The 14,682-nt window shown below is 64.0% G+C and carries 11 protein-coding genes; 5 read left to right on the plus strand and 6 right to left on the minus strand.

Translation table 11 applies throughout. The features are described from left to right. Window positions 1–18: 18 nt before the first annotated feature. The 3 genes from DM373_RS23850 to DM373_RS23860 form a co-directional block, all read right to left on the minus strand. Window positions 19–891, minus strand: coding sequence for a carboxylate/amino acid/amine transporter (locus DM373_RS23850; protein WP_110995900.1), 873 nt, complete (start codon window positions 889–891; stop codon window positions 19–21). A gap of 229 nt (window positions 892–1,120) precedes the next feature. Further along, window positions 1,121–1,720, minus strand: a complete 600-nt coding sequence (locus DM373_RS23855) for an FMN-dependent NADH-azoreductase (protein WP_110995901.1) — start codon at window positions 1,718–1,720, stop codon at window positions 1,121–1,123. A gap of 110 nt (window positions 1,721–1,830) precedes the next feature. Beyond that, complete coding sequence (locus tag DM373_RS23860) at window positions 1,831–2,145, minus strand: 3-phosphoglycerate kinase (protein ID WP_110995902.1); 315 nt, start codon at window positions 2,143–2,145, stop codon at window positions 1,831–1,833. A gap of 50 nt (window positions 2,146–2,195) precedes the next feature. On the opposite strand from DM373_RS23860, the gene DM373_RS23865 reads away from it, so the two are divergent. The 4 genes from DM373_RS23865 (at window position 2,196) to DM373_RS23880 (ending at window position 6,392) form a co-directional block, all read left to right on the plus strand. Continuing rightward, window positions 2,196–3,119, plus strand: a complete 924-nt coding sequence (locus DM373_RS23865; RefSeq protein WP_110995903.1) for a LysR family transcriptional regulator — start codon at window positions 2,196–2,198, stop codon at window positions 3,117–3,119. Between the two features lie 14 nt (window positions 3,120–3,133). Further along, on the plus strand, window positions 3,134–3,946 hold the full coding sequence (locus tag DM373_RS23870) for an alpha/beta fold hydrolase (protein WP_110995904.1): 813 nt from the start codon (window positions 3,134–3,136) through the stop codon (window positions 3,944–3,946). Continuing rightward, a complete protein-coding gene (locus tag DM373_RS23875; protein WP_110995905.1) occupies window positions 3,940–4,497 on the plus strand; it encodes a peptidylprolyl isomerase in 558 nt (185 codons plus the stop codon). The genes DM373_RS23870 and DM373_RS23875 overlap by 7 nt, the downstream gene beginning before the upstream one ends. A 62-nt stretch (window positions 4,498–4,559) precedes the next feature. Continuing rightward, the gene (locus tag DM373_RS23880; RefSeq protein WP_110995906.1) at window positions 4,560–6,392 is read left to right on the plus strand and encodes an ABC transporter ATP-binding protein; all 1,833 of its coding nucleotides are present in this window, start codon (window positions 4,560–4,562) and stop codon (window positions 6,390–6,392) included. Between the two features lie 148 nt (window positions 6,393–6,540). On the opposite strand, the gene DM373_RS23885 is transcribed toward DM373_RS23880, so the two are convergent. Next, window positions 6,541–7,668, minus strand: coding sequence for a GNAT family N-acetyltransferase (locus DM373_RS23885; protein WP_110995907.1), 1,128 nt, complete (start codon window positions 7,666–7,668; stop codon window positions 6,541–6,543). Window positions 7,669–7,907: 239 nt separating this feature from the next. Here DM373_RS23885 and DM373_RS23890 point away from each other — a divergent pair, with 239 nt between their 5' ends. Continuing rightward, window positions 7,908–9,152, plus strand: a complete 1,245-nt coding sequence (locus tag DM373_RS23890) for a putative porin (protein WP_110995908.1) — start codon at window positions 7,908–7,910, stop codon at window positions 9,150–9,152. A gap of 189 nt (window positions 9,153–9,341) precedes the next feature. On the opposite strand, the gene DM373_RS23895 is transcribed toward DM373_RS23890, so the two are convergent. Further along, entirely contained in the window at window positions 9,342–10,463 is a 1,122-nt protein-coding gene (locus DM373_RS23895; RefSeq protein WP_110995909.1) for a beta-ketoacyl-ACP synthase III, read from the minus strand. 200 nt (window positions 10,464–10,663) lie between these two features. Continuing rightward, window positions 10,664–14,569, minus strand: coding sequence for an ATP-dependent RNA helicase HrpA (gene hrpA / locus DM373_RS23900; RefSeq protein ID WP_110995910.1), 3,906 nt, complete (start codon window positions 14,567–14,569; stop codon window positions 10,664–10,666). Window positions 14,570–14,682 lie beyond the last annotated feature (113 nt).

A 14,682-nucleotide genomic window follows, 5' to 3' on the forward strand; every position in this document is an offset into this window, starting at 1 on the left:
GCCATCAAAGCCTGCCAATCAACGCGATGCTGGCTGCACAGTACGTTGCCCGCCCAACCGGCTCATCCACACCGACGCCAGGATGATCGAGCCGCCGATGGCCAACCGCCCCAGCGGTTCGTCCTGGTTCCAGATCAGCAGGTTCAGCAGCAGCCCCACCGGCACATGCAGGTTGTTCATCACCGCCAGGGTGCCGCCGGATACCAGGCAGGCGCCCTTATTCCACCAGTACAGGCCAAGCGCGGTCGGGCACAGCCCAAGGAACAACAGCACCAGCCACTGGGTGTCGGTGCTCGGCAGGTGCTGGGCGTTGCCGAACAGCAGGAAGGCCGGCAGCACCACCAGCAGCGCGCCGAGGTAGAAATAGCCGAAACGTCGGTAATGCGGCAGGTCGCTGGGGTGGCGGGCCACCAGATGGCGGTACAGCACCTGGCCGGCGGCATAGGTGAAGTTGGCCAGTTGCAACAGCAAAAAGCCCACGAAGAACTCACCTGTGACACTGTCGAAACGGATCACCGCCGCGCCGGCCACGGCCACCAGCGCAGCCAGCAGCGCCCACGGGTTGAAGCGCCGATTCAAGGCATCCTCGATCAAGGTGACGTGCAGCGGTGTGAGGATGGTGAACAGCAGCACTTCAGGCACGGTCAACACGCGGAAGCTCAGGTACAGGCACACGTAGGTAATGCCGTACTGCAGCGCGCCGATCAGCAACATGGAACGCATGAAGCGCGGTTCGACCTGGCGCCAGCGGGTCAACGGCAGGAACACCAGCCCGGCCAGCAGCACCCGGGCCAGCACGGCAAAGTAGCTGTCGACGTGGCCGGCCAGGTATTCGCCGATCAGGTTGAAAGAGTACGCCTGGATCAGCGCGACGATTATCAGGTAGCCCATGGTGGCCTCTCGTGGATCAAGGCGGCGACCTTAGCGGGTTGCGTCCGGGCAGTTCAACCATGAGGTTTGTAAGGGCTGTGCCGGCCTCTTCGCGGGTAAATCGCAGCGGCGAAGAGGCCGGCATTGGTACTTGCTGTGCCCCAGCCATAAAAAAGCCCGGCCATCGCAATGACCGGGCAGGTACACCCAAAGGAGCAACAAGGTGTCAGGGTTGGGAATTCGTTGAGCCTCAGGCCACCGCGGCCAGCTTGGCCTTGGCCTGGTTCAGGCCCTTCTCGTGGAACTCGCCGCTCATGTTCAGGCCTTCGGCGTGGATGAAGTCCACATCATGGATGCCGATGAAGGCCATCACCTGGCGCAGGTAAGGTTCCTGGTGATCGCTGCTGGCGCCGGCATGGATGCCGCCACGGGCGGTCAGGACGATGGCGCGTTTGCCGGTCAACAGGCCTTGCGGGCCGGTCGGGGTGTACTTGAAGGTGATACCCGCCCGCAGCACGTGGTCGAGCCAGGCCTTGAGGGTGCTGGGGATGGTGAAGTTGTACATCGGCGCCGCCATCACCAGCACGTCGGCTGCCAGCAGTTCGTCGGTCAGCGCGTTGGAACGGGCCAGGGCCTCCAGCTCAGCGGCACTGCGCTGCTCTTCAGGCTTCATCCAGCCGCCCAGCAGGTTGGCATCCAGGTGTGGTACCGGGGCCACGGCCAGGTCACGGACCTTGATCTCGTCAGACGGGTGCGCCGCTTGCCATTGGGCAATGAAATCCTGGGTCAGTTGACGGGAAACGGAATCCTGCTGGCGGGCGCTGCTTTCGATGATCAGTACGCGGGACATGGTGGCCTCCATCGGCGGTAAAGGGTGGCGATTCGATGGAGGTGAGATTAAGGGTTGACCTATCGATAAAAAAGCGTAAAAAGTGGGACCAATCTATCGATGAATCCGTTTTATTCCGCTTTGCAGTCCACCTGGATGCGCAACTTGAGAATCTCGCGGTTGAACTTCGCCGTTACATCGGCGCTCTTGCCCGCCGGCACATTGACCCGGCGCACGCGCGGCGCCTCGGGGCCATTGCGGAACGTGACCTTGCACGCCGCCGGCACCTGCCCATAGTTGTTGAGGTTGATCGAACCGATGTCGTAGGTGGTGTCATAGGCGGTGTAGTCGACCTTGACCCCATCGGTCTGTTTCTCCACATCGATGGGGTAGGCCATGGCCCCGAGGGGCAGGCACAACAGCAAAGCCGCACAACATTTCTTCATACCGGCGCTCTCCTTGAGAAGAGCGCAGCTTAGGACAACAGGAGCCCTGGATGAAAGCGCCGCGCGTAACCCTGGATCAGTGGCGGACCCTGCAGGCGGTAGTCGATCACGGCGGCTTCGCCCAGGCCGCCGAAGCGCTGCACCGCTCACAGTCGTCGGTGAGCTACACCGTGGCGCGCATGCAGGAGCAACTGGGCGTGCCGCTGCTGCGCATCGACGGGCGCAAGGCCGTGCTGACCGAGGCCGGCAGCGTGCTGCTGCGCCGCTCGCGGCAACTGGTCAAGCAGGCCAGCCAACTGGAAGACCTGGCCCACCACATGGAACAGGGCTGGGAGGCCGAAGTGCGCCTGGTGGTGGACGCCGCCTACCCCAGTGCCCGCCTGGTACGCGCCCTCAGTGCGTTCATGCCGCAAAGCCGCGGCTGCCGGGTGCGCCTGCGTGAAGAAGTGTTGTCCGGGGTCGAGGAAGTGCTGCACGAAGGCATCGCCGACCTTGCCATCAGCAGCTTCAACATCGGTGGTTATCTGGGCACCGAGCTCAGCCCGGTGGAGTTCGTCGCCGTCGCCCATCCCGAGCACGCCCTGCACCGCATGGGCCGCGAGATCACCTTCCAGGACCTGGAAAGCCAGCTGCAGGTGGTGATCCGCGACTCTGGCCGCGCCCAACCGCGCGACGTCGGCTGGCTGGGCGCCGAGCAGCGCTGGACGGTGGGCAGCCTGGGCACCGCCACCACCTTCGTCAGCAGCGGCCTGGGCTTTGCCTGGCTGCCCCGGCACATGATCGAACGCGAGCTGCGCGATGGCGTGCTCAAGCCCTTGCCACTGGATCAGGGTGGCAGCCGCCACCCGCTGTTCTACCTTTATTCGAGCAAGGAAAAGACCCTGGGCCCGGCCACGCAGATCCTCATCGAGTTGCTGCGCAACTTCGACACCGCGCCGCTGGACGTGCCCTTCGCAGCCCCCCCGCAAGCCTGAGAGGACCGCGCCCAATGGCCTGTTTCGAACATGACGGATGCCTGCTGCATTACGAGGAACATGGCCAGGGCGAGCCCCTGGTGCTGCTGCACGGGCTGGGCTCGAGCAGCCAGGACTGGGAGCTGCAGGTACCTGAGTTCAGCCGCCATTACCGGGTCATCCTCATGGACATCCGCGGCCACGGCCAATCCTCCAAGCCGCGCCGCGGCTACCACATCAAGACCTTCAGCGAAGACCTGCTGGCCCTGCTCCAGCACCTTGGCACCGGCCCCGTGCACTTCGTGGGCCTGTCGATGGGCGGCATGGTCGGCTTCCAGTTCGCCGTCGACCATCCCGCCTGGCTTCGCAGCCTGTGCATCGTCAACAGTGCGCCGGAAGTCAAACGCCGCACCCGCAGTGACTGGGTCTGGTGGCTCAAGCGCTGGGGCCTGGCGCGTCTGCTCAGCGTCGAAACGGTAGGCAAGGGCCTGGCCGCCAGGCTCTTTCCCAAACCCCAGCAGGCCGAACTGCGGCGCAAGATGGCCGAACGCTGGGCACGCAACGACAAACGCGCGTACCTCAAGAGCTTCGACGCCATCGTCGACTGGGGCGTACAGGAACGCATCGGGCAGATCGCCTGTCCTACCCTGGTGATCGCCGCCGACCACGATTACACACCGATACAACTCAAGGAGCGTTACGTCGCCCTGATGCCGCAAGCCCGACTGGCGGTCATCGAGGATTCCCGGCACGCTACGCCCCTGGACCAACCCGCAGTCTTCAACCGTACCCTGCTGCCCTTCCTCGCAGCCGCTTCCACCTCTCAAGGATCTTTGAGCCCATGCTGAAAAAACTCCTGCTGACCGCCTGCTCGGTCGCCTTCGCCACCAGCGTCATGGCCTCCGACAAGACACCACACGTGTTGCTGGATACCAGCTTCGGCCAGGTCGAGATCGAGCTGAACGCTGAAAAAGCGCCAATCAGTACGAAGAATTTCCTGCAGTACGTCGACAGCGGTTTCTATAACAATACGATCTTCCACCGCGTGATCCCGGGCTTCATGGTCCAGGGTGGCGGTTTCACCGACCAGATGGTGCAGAAGAGCACCAACGACCCGATCCGCAACGAAGCCAGCAATGGCCTGCAGAACACCCGTGGCACCTTGTCCATGGCCCGTACCTCCGACCCGAATTCGGCCACCAGCCAGTTCTTCATCAACGTGGCCGACAACGATTTCCTCAACCCCGGGCGTGACCGTGGTTACGCAGTGTTCGGCAAGGTCACCAAGGGCATGGAAGTGGTCGATCAGATCGTCAACTCGCCAACCACCGTCAAGAAGGGCATGCGCGACGTGCCGGCCGACCCCGTGTACATCAAGTCAGCCAAACGCATCGACTGACCGCAGGCTTCACAAGGATGTGAACCGCCTGAGGGTCGGATGGAACAGGAGTTATCTCACCCATGCTGTACCGTCGTTTCGAGCAATTGATCGACATCTTCCGCGAGGCGCCGAGCGAGGCGCCCCCCGGCAAGGTCTGGCCCTTCTACCTCTATTACCTGCGCCAGGTGTGGCCCAGCTTCCTCGCCCTGCTGATCGTCGGCCTGTTCGCCTCGTTGATCGAGGTGGCGATGTTCAGCTACCTGAGCCGGATCATCGACCTGGCCCAGGGCACGCCCAACGCCAACTTCTTCAGCGCGCACAGCGGTGAGCTGATCTGGATGCTGGTGGTCATTCTGCTGCTGCGGCCGCTGTTCTTCGGCCTGCACGACCTGCTGGTGCACCAGACCATCAGCCCGGGCATGACCAGCCTGATCCGCTGGCAGAACCACACCTACGTGCTCAAGCAGAGCCTGAATTTCTTCCAGAGCGACTTCGCCGGGCGCATTGCCCAACGCATCATGCAGACCGGCAACTCGCTGCGCGACTCGGCCGTGCAGGCGGTGGACGCACTGTGGCACGTGCTGATCTACGCCATCAGCTCCCTGGTACTGTTCGCCGAAGCCGACTGGCGGCTCATGCTGCCGCTGCTGGCATGGATCGCCTGCTACATCGCTGCGCTGTACTACTTCGTGCCCCGGGTGAAAGAGCGCTCGGTGATCTCCTCCGATGCCCGCTCCAAACTGATGGGCCGCATCGTCGACGGCTACACCAACATCGCCACCCTCAAGCTGTTCGCCCACACCGACTACGAACAACAGTACGCCCGTGAAGCGATCCGCGAGCAGACCGAGAAAACCCAACTGGCCGCGCGGGTCGTCACCAGCATGGACGTCGTCATCACTTCGCTCAACGGCCTGTTGGTGGTCGCCACCACGGGGCTGGCGCTGTGGTTGTGGAGCCAGTCGCTGATCACCGTCGGTGCCATTGCCCTGGCCACGGGCCTGGTGATCCGCATCGTCAACATGTCGGGCTGGATCATGTGGGTGGTCAACGGCATCTTCGAAAACATCGGCATGGTCCAGGACGGCCTGCAGACCATCGCCCAGCCGGTAACGGTCAGCGACCAGCCCGATGCGCCGCCACTGAAGGTCAGCCAGGGCGCGGTGCGTTTCGAGCACCTGGGCTTTCACTATGGCAAGGGCAGCCAGGTCATCGATGCGTTGAACCTGGACATCCGCCCCGGCGAGAAGATCGGCCTGATCGGCCCTTCCGGCGCGGGCAAGTCAACCCTGGTCAACCTGCTGCTGCGCCTGTACGACGTGCAGGCCGGGCGCATCCTCATCGACGGCCAGAACATCGCCGAGGTCAACCAGGCCAGCCTGCGCGCACAGATCGGCATGATCACCCAGGACACCTCGCTGCTGCACCGCTCGATCCGCGACAACCTGCTGTACGGTCGTCCCGATGCCACCGATGAAGAAGTGTGGGAAGCAGTGCGACGGGCGAAGGCCGACGAGTTCATCCCGCAGCTGTCCGACGCCCAGGGCCGCACCGGCTTTGACGCCCATGTCGGCGAGCGCGGGGTCAAGCTCTCCGGCGGCCAGCGCCAACGCATCGCCATTGCCCGGGTGCTGCTGAAGAACGCACCGATCCTGATCATGGACGAAGCCACTTCGGCGCTGGACTCGGAGGTCGAGGCGGCGATTCAGGAAAGCCTGGAGACGCTGATGCAGGGTAAGACGGTGATCGCCATCGCCCACCGCCTGTCGACCATCGCCCGCATGGACCGCCTGGTGGTGTTGGACAAAGGGCATATCGTCGAAAGCGGCAGCCACAGTGAACTGCTGGCCCAGCACGGGCTGTATGCGCGGCTGTGGCATCACCAGACCGGTGGGTTTGTCGGGGTGGATTGATACAGAAAACGGCATGAGAAAAAGGCGTGGGAGCGGCGGTGCGCCGATGCGACTTGCCCCACGATGGCGTCAGACCAGGCGACAGTCTGATCTGACGCCATCGCGGGGCAAGCCCGCTCCCACGCCAATGTCCCACGCCCCTTGATGTTCATGCCTGACGATACGGCAACATCCCCCGCGCGTCCTCGGCATAGGCCCGCACCCCCGCCCGCTCCTGCGTCAAGAAATCTTCCACCGCCCGCCGCAACCCCGGATGCAGCAGGTAGTGCCACGAACGGGTGATCACCGGCTCGAACCCTCGAATCAGCTTGTGCTCACCCTGTGCCCCGGCATCGAAACGCTGCAGCCCTTCGGCAATGGCAAAGTCCATGCCCTGGTAGAAACAGGTCTCGAAATGCAGGCGGTCGAACTCGTCCAGACAGCCCCAATAACGGCCGTAGAGGCTGTCGCCCCCCACCAGGCTCAGGGCCATGGCCACCTCGCGACCAGCCTGCCGGGCAATCACCACCCGGATCGCCTCGGGCATGCGCGCGGCAATCAGGCTGAAGAATTCGCGGGTCAGGTAGGGTGAACGGCGGCGCACGGTGTAGGTGTTGGCGTAGCACAAGTAGACGAAGTCCCACTGCGCCTCGCTCAGTTGATCGCCCCGGTACCACTCGAACTCGATGGCATGCGCCGCCACCTGCTCGCGCTCCTTGCGCATCTGCTTGCGCTTGCGCGAGTTGAGCGTGTCGAGGAAGTCCTGGAAGTCGCGGTAACCCCGGTTACGCCAGTGAAATTGGCACCCCAGGCGCTCCATCCAGCCCGGCAGGCTGGCCACCACCTCGTCCAAGGCGCTGTCGGTGAAGTTGATATGCGCCCCGGACAACCGCCCCTTGCCCAGGTATTCCGGCAGCGCCTGCAACAACAGCAGGGCGTCGCCAGGCTCGGTACTCAACAGGCGCGGCCCGCTTACAGGGCTGAACGGCACAGCGCCGAGCAGCTTGGGGTAGTAGGCGATGCCGGCACGTTCGCAGGCGTCGGCCCAACCATGGTCGAACACATACTCGCCGAACGAATGCCACTTGCGGTAGGCCGGCAGCAGCGCCCGCACCTCACCGTCGCGTTCCAGCACCAGGTGTTCGGCGGCCCAGCCGTGGTCAGGCGCGACACTGCCGCTGTCTTCCATGGCACTGAGAAAGGCGTGGCGCAGGAAAGGCTGCCCATCGGGCACCAATGCATCCCAGGTGGTCGCCGGCAGGTCGCGCAGGTGGGCAAGGCTGTGAAGGCTGATCACGATTCCGACTCGTTGAATTGAAGTGGGCAGTATTGCCAATGCAGCCGCGACACTCAATTGAACTGCTGTTCACTTAACAGCAGTGCCACCAATTGGACATTATTCTGTCATTCCCCCCCGCAATACTGGCGCCTGTTTTTCGGAAGCCCAGAACCTGTCTAGTCAGGCCTTTTCCGAAGACATGCCAACTCGGGGGCGGCCGCGTGAGCCTCCCCACTTTATTCAACAGGGAGAACCTTATGCGTCTTGTTTCTACACTTACTGGAGTGAGCCTCACCGGCATGATGCTGGCTCTGAGTACTCCAGCCAGTGCTGCTGTCGACGCCAAGCTGCTCGAAATGCTCCGCGCCAATGGTTCGATCAACCAGGCGCAGTACAACGAACTGCAGGGCGACCTGGCAAAAGAAACCAAGGAAAAGGCCGACCAGAAAGCTCAGTCCGAACGTATGAGCTCCTTTGAACAAAAAGTGGCATGGGCCGCCAAGACCCAGATTAAGGGTGATGTGCGCCTGCGTTACGAAGACGTCAACGTCGACAACCCGATCGCCCGCAGCGGCAACCAGGACCGTGAGCGCGTCCGTGCCCGTGTCGGCTTCTACAGCGAAATCAACCCGCAGGTCGACGCCGGCGTGCGTGTGGCCACCGGCAGCAGCGCCGATGCCCGCTCGACCAACCAGAGCCTGGACAACTACTTCGAGAAGAAATCGCTGTGGGTCGACCTGGCCTACCTCGACTGGCACCCCACCGCGGTGCCGAACCTGCACCTGATCGGCGGCAAGATGATGCAGCCTTGGGTCAGCATGGGCGACATCATCTGGGACAGCGACATCAACCCCGAAGGCGTGGCCGTCACCTACAAGACCAACCTGGGCCCGGCCGAAGTGTTCGGCAGCCTCGGCCACTACAACCTGAAGGACAACGTCGACGGCGACGGCGTGCAGTTCAAGCACGACGCACAGCTGTACCACGGCCAGTTGGGTACCAAGTTCAACGCCGCCGACACCCTCAAGGTCACCGTGGGTGGTAGCGTCTACGGCTACGACAACGACAAGGAATCGGCGCCCCTGCGCTCGCTGGGCAACACCACCAACGAGTTCAACCTGGTGGAAGGCTTCGGCCAGCTGGACTTCACCGGCTTCGCCATCCCGCTGTCGGCCTACGGCCAGTTCGTCAAGAACACCGAAAGCACCGATGGCAAGGACAAGGCCTGGCTGGCCGGTCTGAAGACCAAAGTGGGTGCTTGGAGCATGGACTACAACTACCGCGACGTGCAGCGTAACGCCGTGGTCAGCCTGTTCACCGACTCCGACTTCGGCAACGGCTTCACCGGTTCGCGTGGCCACAAGTTCAAGGTCGGCTACGAGATCGACAAGAACTTCGCCCTCGGCGCGGCCTACATGATGGCCAAGACCGACTACTCCAACCTGCCGAACAGCGATGCTGACGTAGACACGCTGCAGGTAGACCTGGAAGCCAAGTTCTAAGCGACACGCTCCCCTGCTTCGCACTCAGGCGGGAAATGCTGACCCCATCCAGCATTTCCTGCCTTTTTTTGCCTGCCAGAAACGTGGGAGCGGGCTTGCCCCGCGATTGCGTCTTCAACCTCACCTCTGCGCCGAGGCTGATGACGCAATCGCGGGGCAAGCCCGCTCCCACGGAGTTTCAGGCAAACATCAGCGCTTGCGCAGAATCACGCTACCGATCGAATACCCCGCGCCAAACGAGCTCAACACCCCCAGCGAGCCCGGAGCCAGGTCATCCTGGTACAGGTGGAAGGCGATCACCGAGCCCGCCGAACTGGTGTTGGCATAGCGGTCCAGAATCACCGGAGCCTCTTCCTCGGCCACCTCACGCCCCAGCAGTTTCTTGACGATCAGGTGGTTCATGCTCAGGTTGGCCTGGTGCAGCCAGAAGCGCTTGACGTCGTTCGGCTGCAGGTCGTTCTCTTCGAGGTGCTGGCCGACGATCTCGGCTACCTTCGGGCACACCTCACGGAACACCTTGCGGCCTTCCTGAATGAACAGTTTGTCCGCGGCGCCCTCGCCCTCCTCTGCCGCACGGTTGAGGAAACCGAAGTTGTTGCGGATGTTGTTGGAGAACTCGGTCCACAGCTTGCTGCTGACGATGTCGAACTGGTGCTTCGAGGTGGCCCGGTCGGCACGCTCGATCAGCACGGCAGTGGCGGCATCACCGAAGATGAAGTGGCTGTCACGGTCACGGAAGTTCAGGTGGCCGGTGCAGACCTCTGGGTTGACCATCAGCACCGCACGCGCCTGGCCCAACTGCACGCTGTTGGCGGCGGTCTGAATGCCGAAGGTGGCCGAGGAACAGGCCACGTTCATGTCGAAGGCGAAGCCCTGGATGCCCAGTGCCTGCTGCACTTCGATGGCGATGGCCGGGTATGGGCGCTGCAGGTTGGAACAGGCGACGATCACGCCGTCGACATCGGCGGCGGTGCGACCGGCGCGCTCCAGCGCCTGGCGGGCGGCGGCCACGGCCATTTCGCAAAGCACCGAGGGTTCGTCATTGCTGCGCTCAGCCAGGCGCGGCTTCATGCGCTGTGGGTCAAGGATACCGGCCTTGTCCATCACGAAGCGGCTCTTGATGCCCGAGGCCTTTTCGATGAAGGCGGCATCGGACAACGGCGCTGCCTCGACTTCGCCGCGCTCGATGGCTGCGGCGTTGTCCTGGTTGAACTGCTGCGACCAGGTGTTGAAGGATTCCACCAGTTCTTCGTTGGAAATGCTCTGGGCCGGGGTATACAGGCCGGTGCCGCTGATCACGACGTTGTGCACGGTCGTTCCTCTGGTCAAAGGCCATCGCCATGCGGCGCAGGCCGGGAAAAGGGCAACATAATGGCACCTTGGTACCAATTTACAGGCGAGGGCTGCGCCCTCGTTCGCGGCACAAGTCTGCTCCTGTAGGAGCGGCCTTGTGCCGCGAACGGCCGCACAGCGGCCGCAAATTCCGTCAAGTTTGCCACAAATTGCAACGGTTAGGCTTCCACCTGGCTCCACTGCTTGCTCAGTCGCTTGTCGGAAACCGGCACTTTTGTACCCAACTGCTGGGCGAACAACGACACCCGGTATTCCTCCAGCAGCCAGCGGTACATCAGCAACTGCTCGTCACGCTTGCCCTCCTGGGCGTGCTTGTCGGCACGGGCCTTGTACTGGGCCCAGCAATTGGCCAGTTCGCTACTCCACACCCGATCCTTCTGCACCTGCGACCCCAGCTTCTCCAGGCGCAGTTCCACCGCCTTGAGATAACGCGGCAACTCCTTGAACCAGACACCCGGCGTCTCACGCACGAACCCCGGATAGACCAGGTTGGCCAGTTGCTGCTTGATGTCGTTGAGCGCCACCGCCTGGCTCAGGTCGATCTTGCCCTTGAAGCGCTTCTGCAGGCCATGCCACAGCTTCAGCACCTCAAGGGTCAGGCGCGCCAGGCGTTCGGCATGCTCGGTCCAGCTGCCGCGCTTGCGCTCGGCCAGTGACGCCAGGCCGGCACCGTCGCGGGGCAAGGGGTCTTCGCCTTCGAGGATGCAGCTGTCGAGGCTGGCCAGCAGGATGTCCTCGACCAACGCCTCGACCCGCCCCAGCTCGCGGTACAGCAAGCCCAGTTCGGTCAACCCCGGCAGCTTGCCGCGCAGGAACTTGGCCGGCTCGGCCAACTGCTGCAGCAACAGGCGCTGCAGTGCGCGGCGGTGCTGGAACTCGGCTTCGGCCTGGGTGGAGAAACGCCCCTCGCGCACGGTGCCATTGTCCTCGACCAACGCCGGGTAGACGGTCATCGACAGCCCGGCAATCTTCTGCTGGGCGGTCTGCGCCACCTGCGTGAAGGCCTTGGCCTGCACCGGCTGCTCGGCCTTCTCGTTACGCGGCAGGGCCAGCGCCGCCTGGCTGGCGGCGGCGAAGCGCGCGGTCAGCTCGGCCAGGTCACGGCCCTCACCGAGGAACTTGCCCGCGGCGTCGACCACTTCGATGTTCATGCGCAGGTGACCTTCCACCAGCCCGGCGGCTTCCGCCCAGGCTTCATCGGACACCCGTGCCCCGGTCATGCGCAGCAGCTCCTGCCCCAGCGCCTGCGGCAGGCCGCCCTGGCCGAAGGTCATGCGCGACAGCGCCGCCTTGACGAAGTCCGGCACCGGCACGAAGTTCTTGCGCAAGGCCTTGGGCAGGTTGCGCACCAGGGCAATGCACTTGGCCTCCAGCAGCCCCGGCACCAGCCATTCCAGGCGTTCGCCCGGCAGGTTCGGCAGCAACGGCGCCGGCACCCGCACGGTCACCCCATCGCGCGGGTGGTTGGGCTCGAAGTGATAGCTCAGCGACAGGCGCAGGTCGCCCACCTGCAGATGATCCGGGTACTGCGCGGCGGTCACCTCGCTGGCCTCGCGGGCCAGCACATCTTCCTCGCGCATGATCAGCAGGTTGGCATCCTTCTGGCTGGTCATCCGGTACCAGGCGTCGAAGGTCGCGGTCTGGTGAATCTCTTGCGGCAGGCGCGCCTCGTAGAAGGCGTACAGCGTCTCTTCATCGGCAAGGATGTCGCGCCGGCGTGCCTTGGCTTCCAGCTCGTCGAGCTGCTCGAGCAGGCGCTTGTTGGCCGCCAGGCACTTGGCCCGCGACTGGATCTCGCCGCCGACCAGCCCTTCGCGGATGAACAGCTCCCGTGACGTGACCGGGTCGATCGGGCCGAAGTGCACCGGCCGGCGGCCGACTACGATCAGCCCGTACAGGGTGATCTGCTCGTACGCCACCACCTGCCCGCGCTTCTTCTCCCAATGGGGCTCGAAGTGGTTCTTCTTGATCAGGTGGGTGGCCAGCGGTTCGATCCAGTCCGGCTCGATCTTGGCCACCATGCGCGCGTACAGCTTGGTGGTTTCCACCAGTTCGGCGGCCATCACCCACTGCGGGCGCTTGCGGCCGATGCCGGACGAGGGATGAATCCAGAAGCGGCGCTGACGCGCGCCCTGGTAATCGCCCTCTTCAGCCTTGTGGCCGATCTGGCTGAGCAGGCCGCTGAGGATCGCCTTGTGCATGCGCGGGTAATCGCACGGGTCTTTGTTGACCGTGAGCTGCAGGTCGCGGCAGATCAGCGCCAACTGACGATGGGCGTCGCGCCACTCGCGCAGGCGCAGGTAGTTGAGGAAGTTCTTCCGGCACCAGTTGCGCAGCGGGTTGGCGGTCAGCGCCTGGCGCTGTTCCTCGAAACCGCGCCACAGGTTGACCAGGGCGGCGAAGTCGGAATCGACGTCCTTCCACTGGGCATGGGCCTGGTCGGCTGCCTGCTGGCGCTCCGGCGGGCGCTCACGCGGGTCCTGCACCGACAGCGCACTGGCAACGATCAACACCTCTTGCAGGCTGCCCAGGCGAGCGCCTTCAAGCAACATGCGGCCCAGCCGCGGGTCGATCGGCAGGCGCGCCAGCTGGCGGCCCAGCGGCGTGAGCTGGTTCTCGCGATTGACCGCCGACAGCTCCTGCAACAGGTTGAAACCGTCGCTGATGGCCTTGCCGTCCGGCGGCTCGATGAACGGGAACGCGTCGATGGCACCCAGGCGCAGGTGCAGCATCTGCAGGATCACCGCCGCCAGGTTGGTGCGCAGGATCTCCGGGTCGGTGAATGCCGGCCGGCCGTTGAAATCCTCTTCGCTGTACAGGCGGATGCAGATACCCGGCTCGACCCGGCCGCAACGGCCCTTGCGCTGGTTGGCGCTGGCCTGCGACACCGCCTCGATCGGCAGGCGCTGGACCTTGGCGCGGTAGCTGTAGCGGCTGATGCGCGCGGTGCCGCTGTCGATTACATAGCGGATACCCGGCACCGTCAGCGAGGTTTCGGCAACGTTGGTCGCCAACACTACACGGCGGCCGCTGTGGGACTGGAAGATCCGCTGTTGCTCGGCCGGCGACAGGCGTGCATACAGCGGCAGGATCTCGGTATGGCGCAGTTGCGCCTTGCGCAGGATCTCGGCGGCATCGCGGATCTCGCGCTCGCCGGGCAGGAACACCAGTACATCACCCGGGCCCTTGCCCTGACTGCGCTCATGCTGGGCAATCTCGTCGAGGGTGGCGAGGATCGCCTGGTCGACCGAGAGGTCGTCCTCGATCTGGTTGCCCTCCTCGTCCTGCTCGCTGGTCAACGGGCGATACCAGGTCTCCACTGGGTACGTGCGCCCGGACACCTCGATGATCGGCGCACCGTCGAAGTGCTTGGAGAAACGCTCCAGGTCGATGGTCGCCGAGGTGATGATCAGCTTCAACTCTGGGCGACGGTGCAGCAAGGTCTTGAGGTAGCCCAGCAAGAAATCGATGTTCAGGCTGCGCTCGTGGGCTTCGTCGACGATGATCGTGTCGTAGCGCTCGAGGAAGCGGTCGTGCTGGGTCTCGGCCAGCAGGATGCCGTCGGTCATCAGTTTGACCAAGGTGCTCGAGTCGCTTTGGTCCTCGAAACGCACCTGGTAACCGACCAACGCGCCCAGCGGCGTGCCGAGCTCTTCGGCGACCCGCGTCGCCACGCTGCGCGCGGCGATCCGCCGGGGCTGGGTGTGGGCGATCAGGCCATGGCTGCCGCGCCCCAGTTCCAGGCAGATCTTCGGCAACTGGGTGGTCTTGCCCGAACCGGTCTCGCCGGCGATCACCAGTACCTGGTGTTCGGCCAGGGCCTTCTTGATCTCGTCACGCTTGGCCGCAATCGGCAGGCTGTCGTCGTAACGGATGCTCGGCACGCTCTGCTGGCGCGCGGTGACCTGGGCAAAGGAGGCCTGGACCTTCTCCACCCACTGCGCAAGCCTGGCCTCGTCGGGGCGCTTGCGCAGCTCATGCAGTTGCCGCCGCAGGCGATGGCGGTCGGCGATCATGGCGTGGTCGAGGTTGTTCAGCAGTTGGTCGATGGCGTGGTCTGTCATGGGGCTTTTTAATGATGCAGCGGGCGCTGCTTATTCATGATCGGCATTCGAAGGGGCGGGATTGTCGCAGATTTGCCGGTTTTTTGCTGGCAGTAGCGGCCCTATCGCGGGGC

This window comes from Pseudomonas sichuanensis (assembly GCF_003231305.1).
GTDB lineage: Bacteria > Pseudomonadota > Gammaproteobacteria > Pseudomonadales > Pseudomonadaceae > Aquipseudomonas > Aquipseudomonas sichuanensis.